This window comes from Streptomyces sp. NPDC031265 (genome assembly GCF_055570295.1).
Window position 1 is genome coordinate 88222 of record NZ_JBVIHM010000028.1, and the last position, 19911, is coordinate 108132.

General features: G+C 70.6%; 14 protein-coding genes and 2 pseudogenes. 9 read left to right on the forward strand and 7 right to left on the reverse strand.

The genetic code is table 11. The features are described 5' to 3' along the window. Positions 1 to 2: 2 nt before the first annotated feature. The 5 genes from ACZ499_RS32200 to ACZ499_RS32220 are packed head-to-tail and all read left to right on the forward strand — an operon-like array spanning position 3 to position 5424. Complete coding sequence (locus ACZ499_RS32200) at positions 3 to 1313, forward strand: hypothetical protein (protein ID WP_468679725.1); 1311 nt, start codon at positions 3 to 5, stop codon at positions 1311 to 1313. Beyond that, positions 1310 to 2257, forward strand: a complete 948-nt coding sequence (locus tag ACZ499_RS32205) for a glycosyltransferase family 2 protein (RefSeq protein WP_468679726.1) — start codon at positions 1310 to 1312, stop codon at positions 2255 to 2257. The genes ACZ499_RS32200 and ACZ499_RS32205 overlap by 4 nt, the downstream gene beginning before the upstream one ends. Continuing rightward, positions 2254 to 3486, forward strand: a complete 1233-nt coding sequence (locus ACZ499_RS32210) for a polysaccharide pyruvyl transferase family protein (RefSeq protein ID WP_468679727.1) — start codon at positions 2254 to 2256, stop codon at positions 3484 to 3486. Before ACZ499_RS32205 ends, ACZ499_RS32210 begins: the two co-directional genes overlap by 4 nt. After that, on the forward strand, positions 3483 to 4034 hold the full coding sequence (rfbC, locus tag ACZ499_RS32215) for a dTDP-4-dehydrorhamnose 3,5-epimerase (protein WP_468679728.1): 552 nt from the start codon (positions 3483 to 3485) through the stop codon (positions 4032 to 4034). The genes ACZ499_RS32210 and rfbC overlap by 4 nt, the downstream gene beginning before the upstream one ends. A 7-nt stretch (positions 4035 to 4041) precedes the next feature. Continuing rightward, the gene (locus tag ACZ499_RS32220) at positions 4042 to 5424 is read left to right on the forward strand and encodes a glutamate-1-semialdehyde 2,1-aminomutase (protein WP_468679729.1); all 1383 of its coding nucleotides are present in this window, start codon (positions 4042 to 4044) and stop codon (positions 5422 to 5424) included. Positions 5425 to 5431: 7 nt separating this feature from the next. Here ACZ499_RS32220 and ACZ499_RS32225 read toward each other — a convergent pair whose 3' ends face one another. From ACZ499_RS32225 to ACZ499_RS32235, 3 genes and pseudogenes are all read right to left on the reverse strand, one after another. Beyond that, on the reverse strand, positions 5432 to 6118 hold the full coding sequence (locus tag ACZ499_RS32225) for a phosphatase PAP2 family protein (protein WP_468679730.1): 687 nt from the start codon (positions 6116 to 6118) through the stop codon (positions 5432 to 5434). Between the two features lie 748 nt (positions 6119 to 6866). After that, entirely contained in the window at positions 6867 to 7292 is a 426-nt protein-coding gene (locus tag ACZ499_RS32230) for a DUF3592 domain-containing protein (protein WP_385534323.1), read from the reverse strand. A 1010-nt stretch (positions 7293 to 8302) separates the two neighbouring features. After that, a pseudogene (locus tag ACZ499_RS32235) lies at positions 8303 to 8530 on the reverse strand (ISAzo13-like element transposase-related protein); the annotation flags it as partial. A 91-nt stretch (positions 8531 to 8621) separates the two neighbouring features. On the opposite strand from ACZ499_RS32235, the pseudogene ACZ499_RS32240 reads away from it, so the two are divergent. Further along, positions 8622 to 8708, forward strand: a pseudogene (locus ACZ499_RS32240) (DUF4232 domain-containing protein); the annotation flags it as partial. 161 nt (positions 8709 to 8869) lie between these two features. On the opposite strand, the gene ACZ499_RS32245 reads toward ACZ499_RS32240, so the two are convergent. Next, on the reverse strand, positions 8870 to 9331 hold the full coding sequence (locus ACZ499_RS32245) for a hypothetical protein (protein WP_468679731.1): 462 nt from the start codon (positions 9329 to 9331) through the stop codon (positions 8870 to 8872). Between the two features lie 611 nt (positions 9332 to 9942). Continuing rightward, positions 9943 to 10893 (reverse strand): MerR family transcriptional regulator, encoded by a 951-nt coding sequence (locus tag ACZ499_RS32250; RefSeq protein ID WP_468679732.1) that lies wholly within the window; start codon positions 10891 to 10893, stop codon positions 9943 to 9945. A 138-nt stretch (positions 10894 to 11031) separates the two neighbouring features. Between ACZ499_RS32250 and ACZ499_RS32255 the strand changes: the two genes are divergently transcribed. Further along, positions 11032 to 12558 carry an alpha/beta fold hydrolase gene (locus tag ACZ499_RS32255; RefSeq protein ID WP_468679733.1) on the forward strand — a complete coding sequence of 509 codons (1527 nt, stop codon included), beginning with the start codon at positions 11032 to 11034 and terminating at the stop codon, positions 12556 to 12558. Between the two features lie 70 nt (positions 12559 to 12628). Here the strand turns inward: ACZ499_RS32255 and ACZ499_RS32260 are convergent, their stop codons facing one another. Beyond that, positions 12629 to 13207: an HXXEE domain-containing protein gene (locus ACZ499_RS32260; protein ID WP_468679734.1), complete on the reverse strand. Its 579-nt coding sequence runs from the start codon at positions 13205 to 13207 to the stop codon at positions 12629 to 12631. Positions 13208 to 13260: 53 nt separating this feature from the next. Here ACZ499_RS32260 and ACZ499_RS32265 point away from each other — a divergent pair, with 53 nt between their 5' ends. Both ACZ499_RS32265 and ACZ499_RS32270 read left to right on the forward strand, forming a co-directional pair. After that, positions 13261 to 13887, forward strand: coding sequence for a TetR/AcrR family transcriptional regulator (locus ACZ499_RS32265; RefSeq protein WP_468679735.1), 627 nt, complete (start codon positions 13261 to 13263; stop codon positions 13885 to 13887). Between the two features lie 477 nt (positions 13888 to 14364). Continuing rightward, positions 14365 to 15354, forward strand: coding sequence for a PI-PLC domain-containing protein (locus ACZ499_RS32270; protein ID WP_468679736.1), 990 nt, complete (start codon positions 14365 to 14367; stop codon positions 15352 to 15354). 596 nt (positions 15355 to 15950) lie between these two features. Here the strand turns inward: ACZ499_RS32270 and rph are convergent. Further along, the gene (gene rph, locus ACZ499_RS32275; RefSeq protein WP_468679737.1) at positions 15951 to 18548 is read right to left on the reverse strand and encodes a rifamycin-inactivating phosphotransferase; all 2598 of its coding nucleotides are present in this window, start codon (positions 18546 to 18548) and stop codon (positions 15951 to 15953) included. Positions 18549 to 19911 lie beyond the last annotated feature (1363 nt).

A 19911-nucleotide genomic window follows, 5' to 3' on the forward strand; every position in this document is an offset into this window, starting at 1 on the left:
CGATGACCACCGAGGGGGAGAGGACTACGACAGCGGCAGACGCGCCCGGAGAAGCCCGGCGGACCGCCAAGCGGGCGCTCGTCGGCCGCCTGTCCTGGGGACTGGCCGACCAGGCGGCCTCCAGCGTGAGCAACTTCGTGGTGGGCATCTACGTGGCCCGCTCGCTGGGGGTGACCGCGTTCGGCGTGTTCAGCCTCGCCTGGGTGACCTACGGCGTGGTGCTCAACGTCTCCCGCGGGCTGGCCACCGATCCCCTCGTGGTGCGCTTCAGCGGCGTGTCGGACGCGTCCTGGCGCGGGGCGGTGGCCAGGTCGTCGGGTACCGCACTGGGTGTCGGCGCAGCCATTGGGGCGGCCTGTCTGGTGGTCGGGCTCGGCCTCGGCGGCCGCGTGGGGCTCGCGTTCGCCGCACTTGGTCTCATGATGCCTGGGCTGTTGCTGCAGGACGCCTGGCGGTTCTCGTTCTTCGCCGCCGGCACCGGGCGGAAGGCGTTCGTCAATGACGTCGTGTGGGGTGTGGCGCTCGTACCGGCCCTGGTGGTGGCGGCCCGCGTGGGCAGCGTGGCCGCCTTCGTGCTCGCCTGGGGCGCGTCCGCCACGGTGGCGGCGGGGTACGGCTACATCCAGTCCGGTATCCGGCCCCGGATGACCGAGGCGCGCGGGTGGCTTCGCGAGCAGCGCGATCTCGGCTACCGGTACCTGGTCGAGAACGTCAGCCTCAGTGGCGCGAGCCAGCTGCGGGCGTACGGGCTCGGCGCGATCGTCGGGGTCGGCGCGGTGGGTGCGGTGCGGGGCGCCGAGCTCCTGCTCGGCCCGTTCCTCGCCGTGCTGATGGGTCTTTCGCTGGTCACTGTCCCGGAGGCGGCACGGGTGCTGCGGCAAGCCCCGCACCGCCTTGGCAGGTTCTGCCTCCTGCTGGGTGGCGGGCAGGCCGCCGCCGCGCTGCTCTGGGGCGGGGCGCTGCTGCTGATGCCGGACCGGCTCGGCCAGTTCGTGCTCGGCGGCGTCTGGCACTCCGCCTCGCAGCTCATCGTGCCGGTCACCCTCGCCGTCACGGGCGCCGGCCTCGGCACCGGCGCGGCGGCCGGGCTGCGCGCGCTCGGTGCGGCCCGGCGCAGCCTGCGCTCCCAACTGTTCGCCTCCGCCTGCTATGTCAGCGGCGGGCTCGGCGGGGCGGCCGTCGCCGGCACGGTCGGCTCGGCCTGGGGCGTCGCCGCCGCGACCGTCAGCGGCTCGGCCGTGTGGTGGCTGCACCTGCGGTCCGCCCTGCGCGAGCGCCACCACAACCCCATCCCCGAAGTGAGGACCTCATGACCGCCCAACCCAGGCTGAGCATCGGCCTGCCCGTGTACAACGGCGAGGAGTACCTGGCCGAGTCGCTCGACGCCCTGCTCGGCCAGACCTACGAGGACTTCGAGCTGGTCATCTCCGACAACGCCTCGACCGACGGGACCCAGGACATCTGCCGCCGGCACGCCGCGCAGGACTCGCGCATCCGGTACCTCCGGTTGCCCCGGAACATCGGCGCCACGCCGAACCACAACCATGTGTTCGACGAGTGCCGCGGCGAGCTGTTCAAGTGGGCCTCGCACGACGACCTCTACGGCCGCGACCTGCTGCGGCGCTGCGTTCAGGCACTGGACGAGCGGCCCGACGTGATCCTCGCGCACACCGGCCAGGCGGTCATCGACGGAGACGGCCAGGTGAAGGTCCCCTACGAGTACGGGCTCGCCACCGACTCGCCGCACGCGCCGGAGCGCTTCCGCAGTCTGCTGTTCGAGCCGGGTGGCGACGACTTCTACGGGGTGATGCGGGCCGACATGCTGCGCCGGGTGAAGCCGCTCGACAGCTACCACCACGCGGACCGCACGTTCGTCGCCGAGATCACTCTGCACGGGCCCTTCCACCAAGTTCCTGAGCTGCTGTACTTCCGCCGCGACCACCCCAACCGCGCCGAGCGGGCGAACCCTTCCAAGCGTTCCCGGTGCGTCAACCTGGACCCGCGCCGGGCCGGGCCGCTGCACCCGACGCCCCGACTGCTCGCCGAGTACGTCTGGGGCTTCGCCTCGGCGATCCGGCGGGCGCCGTTGTCCCCGGCCGAACGGCGCGCGTGCTACCGCCACCTGGCCGCGTGGATGACCAGCCGGGTCCGGCCGGGCGCGGGCGAGCGGGTCGAGGACCGCGCCCCGGTCGACCCGGGCGGGCTCACTGTCTCCGTCGACGCCCTCGTCGCCGGCCGTGAGGGGAGGCAGCCATGACGTCCACGGACAAGGCACCGGCGCGCGTGGGGGTTTTCGGCCTGCTCGGCTCCGGCAACCTCGGCAACGACGGGTCGCTCCAGGCCGTACTCGGGTACCTCCGCGCTGAGCACCCTGAGGCGGTCGTGGACGCGCTGTGCGGCGGACCCGAGGCCGTCACGGCCCGCTACGGGATCCCCGCGACGCGCCTGCACTGGTACCGCGGTGAGTACCGGACCGCGTCGCGGGCGGGCGCGATCGCGGCGAAGGGTCTGGGCAAACTCGTCGACGTCTTCCGCACCGCCGCCTGGGTGCGCCGGCACGACGTGGTGATCGTGCCGGGCATGGGCGTCCTGGAGGCCACGCTGCCGCTGCGGCCGTGGGGCTTCCCGTACTCGCTGTTCCTGCTCTGCGCGAGCGGCCGGCTGCTGCGCACACGGATCGCACTGGTCAGCGTCGGCGCCGCCGAGATCGGCAACCGGCCGACCCGGGCCCTGGTGCGCTGGTCGGCGCGGCTGGCCGCGTACCGGTCGTACCGGGACGCCCAGTCCCGCGACGCGATGCGGGCGATGGGCGTGGACACCGCGCGTGACGAGGTCTACCCCGACCTCGCCTTCTCCCTGCCGACGCCGTCGGCGAGCGCGCCGTCGAGCCCGGCGGGCCCGGTCTGTGTCGGTGTCATGGACTTCCACGGCGGCAACGACGACCGCGCCCGGGCCGAGGAGATATACCGGCGCTACCTCGACGGGACGATCCGGTTCGTCCGAGCGCTGGTCCAGGAGGGCAGGCCGGTCCGGCTGCTCACCGGCGACGAGTGCGATGCGTCGGTGGTCGCCGCGATCCTCGACGCGGTGGACTCGCCGCTGGTCACCGCTGCCGAACCGTCCTCGCTGGCCGACCTGATGAAGGAGATGGCGGCTGCCGACACCGTGGTGGCGATCCGGTACCACAACCTGATCTGCGCGCTGAAGACCGGCACGCCGGTGCTCGCCCTCTGCTATGCGGCGAAGAGTGACGCGCTCATGGCCCAGATGGGACTTGGCGCGTACTGCCACCCGGCGCGCGAGGTCGACGCCGACCGGCTGCTCGGGCAGTTCCGGGCGCTGGAGAAGCGGTCGGCCGAGCTGCGGCGGACCCTCACCGAGCGGAACCTGGCAGCCGCCCGGCAACTTGAGCACCAGTTCACCGCCTTGACCGCGGTCCTGTTCCCGGCGACCGACCACGCCCACGCCCTGCGGGAGACTCCTTGAAAGCGACCGAAGTCCCGGAGATCGCCGGCGCGTACCTGTTCGAGCCGACGCCGTACGCCGACGAGCGCGGCTTCTTCTGCCGCACCTTCGACGCCGACCTGGTCCGCTCGGTGGGCCTCGACCCGGACACCTTCATCCAGGACAGCCTGTCCCGCTCGGCCCGGGGCGTGCTGCGCGGCCTGCACCTGCGCTCGGGTGCGGGCGAGGCCAAGCTCGTGCGGTGCTCGTACGGGAAGGTCTTCGACGTCATCGTGGACCTGCGGCCCGACTCGCCGACCTACCGCAACCGGGCCTTCTTCGAACTGTCCGGCGAGACGCAGGTGACCCTGTACATCCCGGCGGGGTGCGCGCACGGCTTCCAGGCGCTGACCGAAACCGCTGACACCTCGTACCGGATCGACCGCCCGCACGATCCGGCCGAGGACGTGACGATCGCCTTCGATGACCCGGAGCTCGCCATTGCCTGGCCGCTGCCGGTCACATCGATGTCCCAGCGGGACCGGCAGGCGCCGAGCCTCGCCGAGGTCCTGAAGCAAATGGAGAGGTGAGGTCCGCGTGGACGCCGAAGACACCGAAGACACCGAAGAGTTCCTCCTGCCCCGGTCGCGGCTGGCGAACGAGCGGTTGCACGCGATGATCCCCGGGGGCGCGCACACCTACGCCAAGGGCGACGACCAGTACCCCGACAACCTGGCCCCGGTCATCAGCCACGGCCGCGGTGCCCACGTGTGGGACGTCGACGGCAACCGCTACGTCGAGTACGGCTCCGGCCTGCGATCGGTCAGCCTCGGCCACGCCCACCCACGCGTGATCGAGGCGGTGCGGCGGGAACTCGACCGCGGCAGCAACTTCGTCCGCCCGTCCATCGTGGAGGTCGAGGCCGCGGAACTCTTCCTGGCCACGGTGCCGACCGCCGACATGGTGAAGTTCGCGAAGAACGGCTCCGACGCCACCACCGCCGCGGTGCGCCTCGCCCGCGCCGCCACCGGGCGCCCGCGGGTTGCCATCTGCGCCGACCATCCTTTCTTCTCCGTCGACGACTGGTTCATCGGCACCACGCCGATGTCCGCCGGTGTTCCGGCGGCGACCACCGAGCTCACCGTGGCGTTCCCTTACGGGGACCTGGCCGCCACGGAGGAACTGCTCGCCCGGTACCAGGACGAGATCGCCTGCCTGATCCTCGAACCTGCCACCCACACCGAGCCTTCCCCAAGCTCTCAACTTCGTTCGAGCAGGGGAGACCCCACTCCCGGGTACCTCGCCGGCCTGCGCGAGCTGGCCGACCGGCACGGCTGCGTACTGATCTTCGATGAGATGATCACCGGCTTCCGCTGGTCCGAGGCGGGCGCCCAGGGCCTGTACGGCGTCGTCCCCGACCTCTCCACGTTCGGCAAGGCGCTGGGCAACGGATTCGCCGTCTCAGCGCTGGCCGGGCGCCGCGATCTGATGGAGCTGGGCGGGCTGCGTCACTCCGGCGACCGGGTGTTCCTGCTGTCCAGCACCCACGGTGCGGAAACACACTCCCTGGCAGCCGCGATGGCCGTGCTCACCACCTACGCCGAGGAGGGCATCACCGCGCGGCTGCACGCCCTCGGCGAGCGGTTGGCCGCCGGTGTCCGCGACGCCGCGGCCAGCATGGGCGTCGGCGACCACATCGTCGTCCGGGGCCGGGCCAGCAACCTGGTCTTCGCCACCCTTGACGAGAACCGGCAGCCATCGCAGCAGTACCGCACCCTGTTCCTGCGGCGGCTCCTCGCAGGCGGAGTCCTGGCCCCGTCGTTCGTGGTGAGCAGCGCGCTCAGCGACGCCGACATCGACCGCACCATCCATGTGGTGGCCCAGGCATGTGCGGTGTACCGGAAGGCACTGGACGCCGCTGACCCCACCCCCTGGCTGGCCGGGCGGCCGGTGAAGCCCGTATTCCGCCGCTTGGCATGACGTGACGTCAGCGACGCTCCCGCCGACCGGCGTCGCCCATCCGGTCAGCCAGCCAGTCGGCCATCCGGTCGACCAGCCACGCGGTCGCCGGGATCACCGCCAGCGCGGTGCACCAGCCGCCGAGGACGTCGGTCGGGTAGTGCGCGCCCAGGGCGACCTGCGCCCAGCCCATGGCGGCGCCGGCGACCAGCGCCGCGGCGAGCACGAGTGACGTGCCGGCCGTCCTGCCGAGGCCGAGTCGGCCGGTCGCGAGCAGCGCCACCACGAGGGCGAGCGCGGTGGCGAAGGCGGTGTGCCCGCTCGGGTAGGACAGGTTGCCCTCGCCGTGGATGGTGCGTCCCACCAGATGCTTGAGCAGTGTCGCCGTCCCCACGGCCATGCCGACGCCGGCGACGATGAGCACCGCCGCGCGAGGACACCGAAGCAGCAGACAGCCCGTCACGGCGGCCAGGACGAGCATCGCCGATCCGGCGGGCTCCCCCAAGAAGTCCAGGGTCAGAGCGACGTACCGCCACGGCGGCCGCACACTGTCCGCCGTCGGCTGGATGAACCACCTGTCCACCATGCCGGGCTTGTCGTGGCCGGCGTACAGGACCCCGAGCACGACGACCACCAGCGTGGCAAGCGCCGCGATCAGCCCGAGCCATGCGCGCAGCGATGGGGGCAGCACCGCGGGCGCCGGCCGGCCGGTCATACGCCCACCGCGTCCGGTCGGCCTGCGGTAGCTTGCCGTGATCGGCAGATGGTGCTCCGGATCGTGACTTCCACACCGTCGCAGACCATCCGGCAGATGCTATGCAACTTCCCCCTCCCATCTCCCGTCGGGGCCGACTCCATGTCACCCGCCGCTACCGATGCCGCGCCCCGAGAACTGCCCGCCGTCGCCGGCCGACGTGGTCGGGGATCGTCAGATGTACGGGCTGCGCGCGACTGGACCGAGCAAGGTTGCAAACACGTCGAGCGCGAACTGGGCGAGGCCGAATTCCAGGCCCGCTCCGGCCAAGCGATCCAACGCCGCTGACACCGGCCGACGTGGCCTTCGGCTTCTGTTGGGCGCCAACTCCCCACCCACGAGCCCCCCGTCGTGTGCCTCGGCCCGCCCGGGAGCTGTCAGCCTGCGCAGCCCCGAACTCGCCCCCTGTCCATCACCCTGGCCAAGGGCAGCAGAATCAGTCTCCACTTGCCACCCTAACCAACAATGCGGTCGCGCAAACCGCCGTCGGATAGTCCACGTAACATCCCGTCGGCAGGTCCGTGTGCTCGATCCATGCCTTGGCTATCGCAGCGCCGGCCTCTGTTGCAGCTGGAAGCGGCGGCCGCCCACCAAACCCGCGGGGGCCTACGGAGCAGACGCGCTGCGTTTGCGTCGATCCAGCGGCGCGCGCCCATCGAGCTCGCAGCGACGCATCGCGAGGGTAGGCAGGCTGGGAGCCGGCCCACACTCAGAGAGTGAGGAGCCGCACGACCAGGACGGTCACGGTGCCCACGGTGAACACCGCCCCCAGCGCGGTGAACAGCAGGTCGACACTTCTCGTGTCCCAGCCCTCGATGGCGAACCGGTCGGGGGCCTGCGGATCGTATCGGACCATGACGTGCGCCCCCACGCCGAAGCCGTTTCCCACGGCCGCGCGGCCGAACCTGGATGCGTACTCGCAGGTGCGCCCGTCCCCAGCCGTCCAGGCCGCGACCGGGTAGTGGAATCTGGCACCGTCGTCATTGCGCACGACGTCATGCCGGACGATCCGCGCCCTGGCACTCACACCACTGCGTCGCAGCGCCTTGGCACGACGGAGCCCGTACACACCGAAGCAGAGGAAAACCGTGCCGATCGTCAGCGGAATGAGACAGAAAAACCATTCACGTTCCATGCGTTGCCGGACGCCTGAGCCGGGACATCGGTTGCAGACGGAGCGCAGTGACAATCCTCGCGCGGGGCTTCTCCTGACGACCCATTCACGATGAAACTGCTCAACCTTCCCACGACAGGCGGTGACGGTCACACTCACGTGGGACGTCGTCGACCCGTAGTTGGCCAGCGTGTGAAGTGGTCACCGCGGCTGGAGACCTCGGCGGTAGCACCGCATGGCTGCGGATCGCTTCGGCGCGCCGAGCGGGTTGAGCCTCCGGCGCCATCCTGGGCGCGGATGCCAACGTTGCTCACGCTTGCCCCCTGGATCCGCCGCAGCGTCAAAGGCACTCCCGCGCACGAGGGACGCACAGGCCGCTGCTCTGTCTCGCGCGACCTTGAGCACATCTCGCCGAAGGCTGACGGATCACTGTTCGTCTCATCGAAGGTCAGGCGCTCAGGTGTCAGGGCCATCAGGGCACAACCAACTGCCCGAACACGCCATCTTCCGCGTTCCAACGTCTCCAAGTGCCGGGTTTCCCTGGCGGCCGGGGCGCAGCACCCCGCAGGCTCGGAAGGTCCAGGCACCGCACCCACCGACATCGACCACGTCGGCGGGCGGGGCCGAAGTCCGCGGTGCTCCGACTGGCGGCACACCCGGATCAGAGGGGAGATGTGCCGTCGGTCGACGCTTCATGCCGAGGAACAGCTCACGGCACCTTCCGCCCCGACATGGACAAGCGGCTCGAACTGCCGCTGCCCGCTTCACGACACCCACATCAGGGGGAACCTTTCTTGACCACTCACCTTCGACATGGCACCGCCCCACGGATGACACTGGCGCTCGTGATGGCGCTGTGCGGGATCCTCGGCGCCACCACGCCCAGTACGACCCCGGCGGCGGCAGCCGATCAGCGTGAGGCGCTCTACGCCATTGCACACCGGGTCGACACCCTCGACGGCGTGGACGCCGCACTCAAACACGGCGCCAACGGTCTGCATTCTTGTAGTCGCCGACGAGTCCCTTCTTCTCGTGTCCGCGCCCACCCTGTGCCCCCGGCGGGTGAGCTCAGCCGCGAGGTTCCTGGTCGACTTCACCGTCCAGCGCAACGGCGACATCGGATCGCCGCGCTCGTCAGGTTCCACCACTGCCAGCAGCGCGGGCTTCAGACCCGGATCAAGGTCCACAACCCTCTTCCGACCACCACCGGACCTGCGCACCCGACCCAAAGGTTCCTCGCCGGCCTCCAACTCGTCCACGCGGATCAATTCCTGCCACGGGCCCAAGGAGTCGTCGGCGTCCTCGCCTGAGGCCCCGATGTACGCCACGGCCACGCCGTACGCGACACGGCCCGGCGGCGCCACGCTGCCCGCAACGGACGGCACCGGCTCCCCGGTGAAGGTCGGCCCGGTCGGAAACGCCGGTCAGGGCGGCTGACCCGCACGCCCTGGAAGACTGATCGTTGCTTCGGCGGCATCCCTCGCTGGCCGATGGCCGACCGCCGTGGTTGAACCGACCCGCTGAGTGCCCGCGCGGTGCTGGTGTCCACCGCGCTTCCCTCTCCGCAGAGAGGAAGGCCAGGTCATTGCGGCCCCGCGTCAGTCCTGCTCGGGTGCCCCGGGACGCAGCAGCGGGTGCACGACGCCGGGGAAGACCCGGGCCCGGACGACTGGTTCGGCGGTCGCACCCTGAATGACCGTCTCGGCGATGCCCCACGGGCGGCCGGGGAGGGTGACGCCAAGCGTGTAGGAGGAGGAGCAGCCGGTGCAGTCGTACCGGTCCGCCCAGACCTCCACGTCCGTGAGGCTGCCCGGGGCGCGTGCCACGTGCCGGTACCGGGCGTGGCAGTGATCGCACTTCTCGCCGGGCTCGCACGTCCCGCCGCAGGGACACGGAAGGTCCAGCGAGTCCGCGGGCCGCCAGCGCTGCGTGCGGACGGCCTCGCCGGTGGAGCCCATGTCCTTCATCGCCTTCAGATTGCGGGCGGCGACGTTGTACGACTCGCCGGTCGTGGTCATCCGGTCCCGGATCACGTCCTTGCGTCCGCGGTTCGTCGTCATGTTGTTCCTCCTGGGTTCACGCAGCCCGTCAGGAGGCTCATGAGATCGGTGCTCCTACGGTACCTGCTGCCCCGCACAGCCCGTGACGCCTCGACCGTCCAGCAGGCGGCCAATGTGCAGGATCGGGCATGCTCCACGGCCCCGGGGGGCATCGGCTCCCCTGACCGCCGGGGCCTGCCGACCGGACCCGCCGACCAGCCGAGCACGGCCGGAAACCGGTCACGGCCTGCGGAGAGCCGGCACGGTCCGCTGACGCCGAGCTCGCCGCGGACCCGCCCCCGAGGGAGCTGGTCGCGGGCACAGGACATGACACTGGCGCCATCGTGCCCGTGAGGGACTGGCACCCGTCCCGCTGCGGCACCCGGGCGGCGATCGGATCCCCGCCTCTAGACCGCGGGTGCCGGTGTCGACCACCAGATGCCGCTGGCGACCGTTGACCTTCATGCCCGGGTCGTAACCCCCAGCAGCCCTGGAGACGGTCCCGGCTGCCCTGACCGGCTGGGAGTCGATGACGGTGACGGCCGCCCGGGGACTCTTGCCGATGGCCCCGCGGATGCGTCCGGCGAGGTCGTCACGGATCTGGCCGACGATGCCGTCAGCAGCCCCCAGGCTCAGGCACTCGCTGCGGCGGGCTGGGCGGTCAGCGCCGCGAGCAGCCAGTCGTGGGCCACTCCGGGGGTGGGCACCGGCCGACCGTCCTTGGGGCCGGCCACTTCGGCCACCAGTTCCCAGTACCTGTCGATCCGCGGATCCGACGTGAGCCACAGGCCCAGCGCGCGACGGAAGGCAGGTGTGTCGCGCGTGCGCCGGGAGGCCGCGTACGCCTCGACGAAGCAGTCCAGCGCCTCCCCCGCGCGCGGCGTCCGCCCCCACCGCAGCTGCGCGCCCGCCAGCTCGTACGCCTCGGCCAGACCCGCGTACAGCACTTCGGGGCGGAAGTCCGGCGAGGAGGTGTGCGCCGCCGGCTGGCAGGGCTCGCCCGCGATGCACGGCTGCGTCACGAACGCGTTGAGCCGGGCGAAGGCCAGCACCTGAGCGGGCGCCGGGTCGTCGGGCGGCGCCGGGACCGCCACGTCGAGGAATGCCGACCGGGCGCGGGCCGACATCCGCGGCGGCAGCCAGGCTCGCCAGAACCGCACCATCGGGTCGGTGCTCGGCGGGGCGGCCACCGCGCCGAGCAGCCGCAGCCGGTCGGCACGCTCCTGCGGCGCGCACTCCTGAACCAGCCGCAAGCCCGCCTCGCGCCACCGCAACGCCCGTATGTGGCCGCCCAGTTCCCGCAGCTGTCCCGCTACGGCCGCCTCCAGTGCCTGCCCGCCCGTACCGTCGTCCTCGGCGAGGATCCGCTGCACCTCGGGCAGCGGCAGGTCCAGCGCGCGCAGCGAGCGGATCAGCCGAAGCCGGTCCGGCGCGGCCGGACCGTACCGGCGGTGCCCGCCCGAGCTGCGGGCTGCCTCCGGCAGTAGCCCGCGGTCGGAGTAGAAGCGGACTGTCTTGACGGTGACACCGGCCTGCTCGGCGAGTTCACCGATGCTCCACAGGCCGTCGGGGGAAATCGACACTTGAACCTCCCTCAGGGGGAGTTCCTACCGTACCGGTGAGCGCGGACGGCCGATCAAGGACAACGGGGGTGCCGTCCGCGCGCAAACCACGCGGACCACCGCGTACGGGGTTCTCGGCAAGAGGGAGAGGGAAGATCCATGACCGCGTTCATCCTGGTGTCCGGTGTGTTCACCGGCGGTTACGTGTGGGAGGAGACGGCGGCGCGGCTGACCGCGGCGGGCGCCGAGGCGCATGCGGTCACGCTCGCCGGACTCGGCGAGCGCCGGGCGGCCGCGGGCCCCGGCACCGACCTGGAGACGCACATCGCCGACGTCCTCGCGGCGATCGACGCCGTCGGCGCGGACCAGGACCTCGTGCTCGTCGGCCACGACTACGGGATCCACCCCGTGCTCGGCGCCGCCGACCGGCGCGCCGAGCACGTCAGGCGGATCGTCTACGTCGACGCGGGCATGCCGATGGACGGCCTTCCCGCGCTGGCCGCCGTACCCGACCAGGCGCTGCGCGAGGAGCTGACGCAGCTCGCCGAGCAGGGCGGTGAGGCAGCCGCAGGTCTGCTCCCCGCCCCGACCAGCGCCGCCGAGTGGCAGCGGTGGGGCAGCACCGCCGGTGTCGCCGACCAGGCACTGGAACAGCTGACCCGGCTCGCCGCGCCGCAGCCGCTCGGCACCCTCCTCCAGCCGCTCCACCTGACGGGGGCGGTCGCGGCCGTGCCGACCAGCGCCGTGCTGTGCAGAGGTAACGGGGCGGGTATCGAGCTGGTCCAGAACCAGGTGAACCTCGGCCACCCCGCCCTCCAGGCCCTCATCGACCCGCAGGTGTCGTTCTTCGAACTCCCCACCGGGCACTGGCCGATGCTCTCCTCCCCCGCCGAACTGACTGGCGCGCTGCTGGCTGCGGCCGTCGGGGAAGGCCACCGGCTGTCCCCCGCCGGCGCCGAACTGCCCACGCACCTGCGGCCGTTCCCGCTGGAGGTGCCCGATGTGGCGCGCGAGCGAAAGGGGAACGTCGACCTGTACGTGCCCGAGGCCACCGGCGGCGAGCCGCTGCCCGCGGTGCTGTTCATCCACGGCGGCCCGGTGCCCGCCGACGCCCTGCCCACCCCGCGGGACTGGCCGATGCACACCGGCTACGCCCGCCTCGTGGCCGGCGAGGGAGTGGTGAGCGCAGTGCTCGACCACCGGCTGCACGACCTCACCGGCTATCCGCTCTCGGCGCAGGATGTCGCGGCGGCAGTGGACTTGCTGCGGGCCGACCCGCGGGTCGACGCGGACCGTATCGCTCTGTGGTGCTTCTCGGCCGGCGGCCTGCTCTCCGCGCCGTGGCTGGGTGCTCCCCCGGCGTGGCTGCGCTGCCTGGCGGCCACGTACCCGATCATGGCGCCGCTGCCGAACTGGGGGCTCGGGCAGAGCCGGTTCCACCCGGTGGACGCGGTGCGTGAGGCGGGCGACCTGCCGATCGTACTGACCCGGGTGGGCCTGGAGATGGCCGAGATCGCCACGACCGTCGCAGAGTTCCTGGCCGCGGCCAAGGACTGCGGGGCGGACGTGGAGGTGGTCGACGTCCCGAACGGCCACCACGGCTTCGAGACGCGCGACCCCGGCGACGAGTCACGCGAGGCGATCCACCACGCCCTGCGCTCGGTCCTTGCACACCTGAGGACCTGACTGCCTGACGGCGGCGCGGGCCGCAGCGCACCGTGCGGCGGCCCGCAACCCGGCTGCGGGGCCCGGGGGTTCACGCCTGCGTTGCCTGCCTCGTCGTCCGGGTCAGGCGCCGCGCCAGTGTGTGCACCGTGCCCGCCGCCACGGGGAACAGGGCGAGACCGAGGGCCGGGGAGGCGGGTGGGAGGCCCGCGCGACGCAGGTGGGACAGTGCCCACACGCTGTAGGGGATGACCACGGTTGGGGAGGTCGCGACGCCCGGGGTCAGGCCGCGATAGGCCGCCGACTGGGCGAGGTGCACCACGCCGTGGAGGCCGAAGCCGGTCAGGACGGTGCGGAAGAAGGCGCTGTGGCCCCGGGTGCGGGCACCGTCTGCCGCGGCGGCTGCCATCACCAGGGCCATCAGGCCGATCGCGGTGTTCACCTGGGGTTGGGTGACTTCCATCCGGTTCCACACCGCGTCCGGGACGCGGGGGAAGCGGGCCTTCAGGCGCGGTCCGGCGGAGCGGGACCAGGGGGCCATCGTGAGCAGTTCCTCCACATCGTTGACCGCCCAGGCGGCGAACAACCCCCAGTAGACACTGGTGGGTACGACGTGCGCCTCCGCGGACGCCGCCGGTTCCGCAGTTGTCCTGCGCCGTACACGAGCCATGCTTCCTCCCCAGAATCACAACGCAACGTTGCGTTGTGTTTTACACTAGCGTCATGAGTGAATCCAGCATGAGCAGTCCCCGGCGACGCACGGCAGGCACCGGTCCGCGCGCCGCCGAACGCATCCACGAGGCCACGTTGGAACTACTCATCGAACGCGGCTACCAGCGGCTGACCGTGGAGGCTGTCGCACAGCGGGCGGGGGTGAACAAGACGACGATCTACCGGTGGTGGCCGTCCAAGGGGCCACTGCTGCGGGCCGCACTGCTCCGCTCCCAGCTGCTCGACATCGACATCCCCGACACCGGAAACCTCCGGGGTGATCTGATCGCACTCGCTGGACAGATGGCCCGCCTGGTGAACGGAGAGCGCACCGGCCCCGTCGCCCGTGCCATGCTCAGCGGCGGCGCCCAGGACGAACTCGCCTTCCTCACCCGGGACTTCTTCGCCGACCGCCTCGAACGGGAACGGCCACTGTTCGCCCGTGCCGTGGCCCGCGGCGAACTGTCCGCAGACGCGGACCCCGCCCTTCTCGTCGACCTCGTCGCGGGCGCCGTGTGGATGCGGATCCTGCTACGGCAACTCCCGGCCGAAGAAGAGTTCGTGGAGGCGGTGGTCGACGCGGTACTGCAGCCCATCGGCATCCAGCTCGCCTCCGTCGAGAACCTGCGCCCACGATGAAGTCAGTTCTCGCAGATCGGCGTCTTCCGCCAGACCGACTCCGCCGCCAAAGGACAGCCAGGCCGCTGTGCTGTCACGCCCCACCTTGAGAAAATCGCGCCGAAGGCTGACGCATCACCGTTCGTCTCATCCAAGGTCAGGCGCGCGGGTCAGGGCCATCAGGGCACAACCGACTGCCCGAACACGCCATGTTCCGCGTTCCAACGTCTCCAAATGTCAGGTTTCCCTGGCGGCCTGGCGCAGCACCCCGCAGGCTCGGAGAGTCCAGGCACCGCACCCACCGGCATCGACCAAGCCGGCGAGCGGGCCGAAGTCCGCGGTGCGCCAGCTGACGGCACACCCGGATCGGGGGGACATGTGCCGTCGGCCGACACTTCATGACGAGGAACAGCTCACGCCACCTTCCGCCCCGACACGGACAAGCAGCTCAAACCACCGCTCTCCGCTTCAGGACACCTACATGAGGGGGAACCTTTCTTGACCACTCACCTTCGACAGGGCACCGGCCCGCGGATGGTACTGGCGCTGGTGGCGGCGCTGTGCGGGATCCTCGGCGCCACTACGCTCGGCACAACCCCGGCGGCGGCAGCCGATCAGCGTCAGGCAATCTACGCCATCGCGCACCGGGTCGACACCCTCGACGGCGTGGACGCCGCACTCAAGCACGGCGCCAACGGCATCGAGATCGATGTCTGTGCCTGGTGGAACCCGAACGAATGGCGCGCCTATCACGACTGTTCCTCGGCCGGTGACAACCGGCGGGGCCCCAGCTTCGACAGCATGATCGACCGCATCGTCTCCAATGCCGACGCAGGGCGCCGGCTGTCGCTGGTCTGGCTGGACATCAAGGACCCGAACTACTGTGGAGAACAGCCGAACCGTGGGTGCAGCGTCGCCGGACTGCGCGACAAGGCGCAGCGGCTGACGGCTGCCGGGATCCAGGTGCTCTACGGTTTCTACGAGTACCACGGCGGCAGCACTCCGGACGTGGGCGGCCGGGGCTGGAAGAGCCTGGAAGGCAGGCTAGGCAGCCTGGAGGGCATCACGACGACCGGGACCCGCGACCAGGCCCAAAGCGCCTTCAACCGGTCCGGTTCCGGGTTCCCGGCCGGTCGCCGGGCGATGGACTACGGCGACAGCGACATCACCAAGGGCTTCGGCAACTGCACGGAACCCAGCTACAACACGTGCGCGGAACTGAAGAAGGGCGCCCAGGACCGTGCCGCCGGACGGCTCGCGGCCACCCTGTCGTGGACGACCACGTACAACGACCCGTGGTACGTCGACAAACTCCTGGGCGATGCCCGTGTGGACGGCATCATCGCGGGCTACGGCGCCTTCACCGGAGTACGCGAGTACGACGACAGCTGGCAGTGCGCCAACGCCATCACCCTCGTCCGCGACTGGGTGAACCGCCACAGCTCCACCCACCGCATGGCCACCAGCAGCGACCGCCTCTTCAGGTAACAGACACCCCCGGGCCGGGTCCGCCAGGGCCCGGCCCACGGGAGTCCCACTCATCGAGAACTGATCACCCGTCAATCGGGGAGCCTTGGAATCTCAGGGACTCACCCCGTCAGGCGACCGGTCTGCTCACAGCGCTGCAGTGCTTCCTCGTACGCCTCCGGCACCGAGCAAAGCCCCCGGCGGAGCTCCCAGGGGTGGTCGGACAGCGGAAGAGGCCCCTCTTCGCGAGGGGAAGGAGAGCCCAGACAACAAAGGACGCGCAAATGGCGCCCGGAAAGCTGGGATCTCACGCCTTCGGTGTTCCGTCACCACCCCGGTTTCCACTGGCCACTTGCGCTGGAGGAAGCAGGGGGTTCCGCAGCACGGGAAGGGCACCTCCCGGGGGCGTGCCAAGCGTTCGTCCGTTCCCGTTACTCCCGCCGACCGCCTCCCGGAGCGCCCGGTCCGCTCCCTCACTCGCGTCCCCCGGCGCCCCTTTCCCTCCCCCCTGGACAACTCTTCCGACGCTGCCCAGCCCCGCTGGAAGCCGAAGCCCCTGCCCACCTCGGGTGAGGCAGGTGATACCGGACGAGGCGACATGTTCCCGGTGTGGGCCGTCAAGGCAGGATCTCGACGTACCCGTCGGTTCCATGTACGCGGATCCGCTGCCCGTCCCGGATCAGGCGGGTGGCCTGCTCCACGCCCACGACGGCCGGCAAGCCGTACTCCCGGGCGATCACTGCGCCATGGGTCATCAGGCCGCCCACCTCCGTCACCAGGCCCGTGATTCCGACGAAGAGCGGCGACCAGCTGGGATCCGTGTAGGACGTGACCAGGATGTCGCCCGCCTCAAGATCGGCCTCCGCCATGTCAAGGATGACGCGGGCCCTTCCTTCGATGGTCCCGGCGGAGACCGGTAGGCCGACCAGGGCGCCGGCCGGCACGTCGTCGCGCCGGTACGCCCCGGTGAGGGCCTCGCCATCCGAGGTGAGCACCCGGGGCGGTGTGAGCGCGTGGTACGACCGGAACGCGTCTTTGCGCTGCTGGATGAGCTGATCATCCACCCGGTTCGAGCGCACGACGTCGTGGAACTCCTGGAACGTGAGGTAGAAGACGTCCTCCTTCTCATGAAGCACGTTCGCCTGCACGAGGCGCTCGGCCTCCTCCAGCAGTGCCTGCTTGTAGACGAAGTAGCGGCTGATGATGCCGTACTTCGGGTACTCCCGGTACCCGATGAAGGTTCGGACCCGGTCGATCATCCGCTTGGCCTCGTCGGCCTTCTGGTCCCCGTCGGGCAGGGCCCGCAAGCGTGACAGCACGTCCTGTTCCTTCTCCCACGCCTTCTGCCGGCCTTCCTCGAAGCGCCGCTCGGCGGCGCCCGGCTCGAAGTTCCTGACGTGGTCGAGGATCACGGGCACGAGCGTGGTGGGGCGCTCGCGCCAACGCGGCCTCGTGATGTCGATCTCGCCGACGCAGCGCATGCCGTACCGGTCGAGGTAGGCCTCTATGGCGTCGCGCGCCTCGGTCCCGCCCGCGAGCTCCGCCAGTTCCTCCAGGAAGCCCTCGTCCTCGACGCCCTGCAGGAACGCCACCACTTCCGTCTGCGGGCGGATCACGTCCGCGACGTCGAGCAGCGCCAGTCCCATCTCCGACGTGACGTTGCCGGGGGCGGACAGCGTGAGCGTGTCAGCCGCGTTCTTCTCGCCCAGCCACTCCTGCAGCTTGTCGTTGAGCCACCATGTCGCCTCCATCCCCGCCATGATCGCCTGAAAGTTCAGCGGATCACCGAGGACTCGCTTGTGCTCCTCGAAGGCCTCCAGCAGGAAGTCGAACAGCGCCGGTCCGGTCTTCGTCCGGATGTCGCGCCCCAGGGCGTCGATGGACGCCTGGCTGCGCTCGATCAGCTTGGTGACGATGGCCGGATCGGTCTCGATCGGGGCGGGTGCGCCACTGGCGGGCGGCTCGCCGGGGCCCGCGTCAGGGAGCGACGGGACGAAGTCGTCGCGGTCGAGTACGGTCTCCAGCGCGTCCCTGACCAGCGGATCGCCTCTCCCCATGAGGTCCAGGAGGGCGGCGCGGCTCGCGGGCGAGGCCAGGCGCCGGGTGGCGTCGACGAACAGCCTCCCGCCGGCCTCGTGCATCGGCGCCATGGCCGTCAGCTGCCACACGGAAAGCCCCAGGGGCTTCATGGGGTCGGTCATCATCTGCTGATGACCAACGGAGACGTAGACGTGATTCTCCTGGTCGCCGGCCTCGGGAATGGGGAACAACGTCGTGATCGGCCGGCTCTGAACGATCTGGAAACCGTCGTCGACCAGGCACCATTCGATGTCCTGAGGCCGGCCGAAGTGCGCTTCGATCCGCCGCCCGAGCTGCACGAGCCGCACTACCTGCGCATCCGTCAGCGCCGGCTGCTCCTGCCGCTGCGAATCGATCGCCACTTCCTGCGTACCGCCGGCCGGCAGGGCGTGAACGGCACGCTGTTTGGCGGCGATCGCCTTGGCGACGACTTCGCCGTCTCGCACCGTGAAGACGTCCGGGTTCACCAGGCCGGAGACCAGTGCCTCACCGAGGCCGAAGCCGGCGTCCACGGTGGCGACCTTCCGGTTGCCCGTGACGGGATCGGCCGTGAACAGGATGCCGGCCGCATGCGGGAAGACCATCTGCTGCACGACCACCGCCATGTGGACCGTACGGTGGTCGATGCCGTTCCGCTGGCGGTAGGTGACGGCCCGCTCGGTGAACAGCGAGGCCCAGCACCGGCTGACGTGCTGGAGGATCGCCGTCGGCCCCATGACGTTCAGGTACGTGTCCTGCTGGCCGGCGAAGGAGGCCGTCGGCAGGTCCTCTGCCGTCGCGCTGGATCGGACGGCGTAGGCGGCTTGTTCGCCGAACCGGGCGAGCGCACGGGTGATCGCCGCCGCGAGATCGCCCGGGATGGCGATCCCCTCGATGGTCCGGCGAATCTGCGCGCTGAGCGTGCGGATCTCCTCCCGGTCGTCCGGGTTCAAGCGCGACAACCGATCGAGCCGATCCTCGATCGAGGGCGCTTCCGCCATGATCCGCCGGAAGGCGTCCGTCGTCACGCAAAAGCCGCCCGGCACGCGGATGCCTTCGATCCCCGAAAGGCCTCCCAGATGCGCGCCCTTGCCGCCAACGACCGCGACCTGCGTCTCGTCAACCTCCTGAAGATCCAACACGTACTGCTCAATCATCGCGACACCTCCAAGGCGGCAATGCTCCGTCGCACGGCAGCGGCCCATCGAATCACCGGCGCCTCCAGATCTGTCGCACCTCTTGTCGGGCACGTCCTCATCTCTGGTTGCCTTATCCCTGGTTGCCTTATCTCTGGTTGCCTTTCCTTCGATGAGCCGGTCGGCCGCTCCGCCCTCTCGGGCGGCGCGCACCCCCGAACCTGCGCCCCGAGCGCCCGCGACCGCACTGCCAGTCCCACCACTGGTTCGACGTCACCCCGTCCCCCATACGTCGACAACAACACACGCACGTCGTGCCCCCATTTCCGCGCGTTGTGGCCCCGGCCGACGATTCTGCGCCGAGAACCGGGTCTTGCCGCAAGCCCCCCATCGCGCTATAACTTGAGAGTGGCAAGGAGAGTGCTCTCCTTGCCTTTGTTTTTCGCCGGCGGCTGGAACTGGCAAGCTCCTCGCGAAAAGGTGGGCTGGAACCGTCTCTCAGAGCCTGTTTCTGAGCCCCGTAGCGTCACGTGAAGGCGTCACGACGTGACGCCTTCTGAACGCGAAAGCCTCTGGCGGTAGGCCCGGGTGCGGCACCTCGGGGAGCAGTACACGGCGTCCACCCGCTTGCGGTTGCCGCCGGTGGCCTCGCCGGTGAACCACCAGCCCTTGCAGACCGGGCACCGCTTCCTCGGCCGGTGATACGGACGGCCTTCGCGTAGGGCGGCGGCGAACTCGACGTTGCTCCGCCACCACTCCTCTCGTTCACGCTTCCACCGCCACGCTTTCGTGCGGCAGGTCGCTGAGCAGTACCGACGCGACCGCCGGCTGTCGTCGGGCAGCGGACTGCCGCACTGGCTGCACCTCCGGACGTTCTTCCTCACCACATGTCCAGGGTCCTCCCGCACGACTCCCGGGGCCAGGAGCCCCCGGGATGGCTTTGTTCGCGAGTTTCTTTCGACAGCGGTTGTTCATCGTCTCGGGAGGCACCCGGATCGCGTCGAGGTTGATGTTCACGAAGATGGACAGCACCCCGCCGTCGAGATTCCAGTCGGGCAGGGCGGGTCTCGGCATCAGGGGTGCACGCCGCCGCCCGAGCCGGTTCTGTGGGCTGCCCGGAGCAACGTAGCCCGCTCTCGCTTGTGCCTGCTTGCGAGGCACCCACACCGCGCTGGACCATTGGCCTGGTCAAGACGCAGGAACGTGGCTGAGTGGTATCGAGGGGAACCGACCGATGGACAGAGCCGGACGTCCGGATCGTAGATCGCTGCTTACCGGCGGACTTGCGGTCGCCACGGTGGCGCTCGCGGGGTGCTCATCGACGATGGCCGCCTCGCCGGCGACCAGCGCCTCGCCGGAAGCGCGGCCCACCACGCCCGCCACG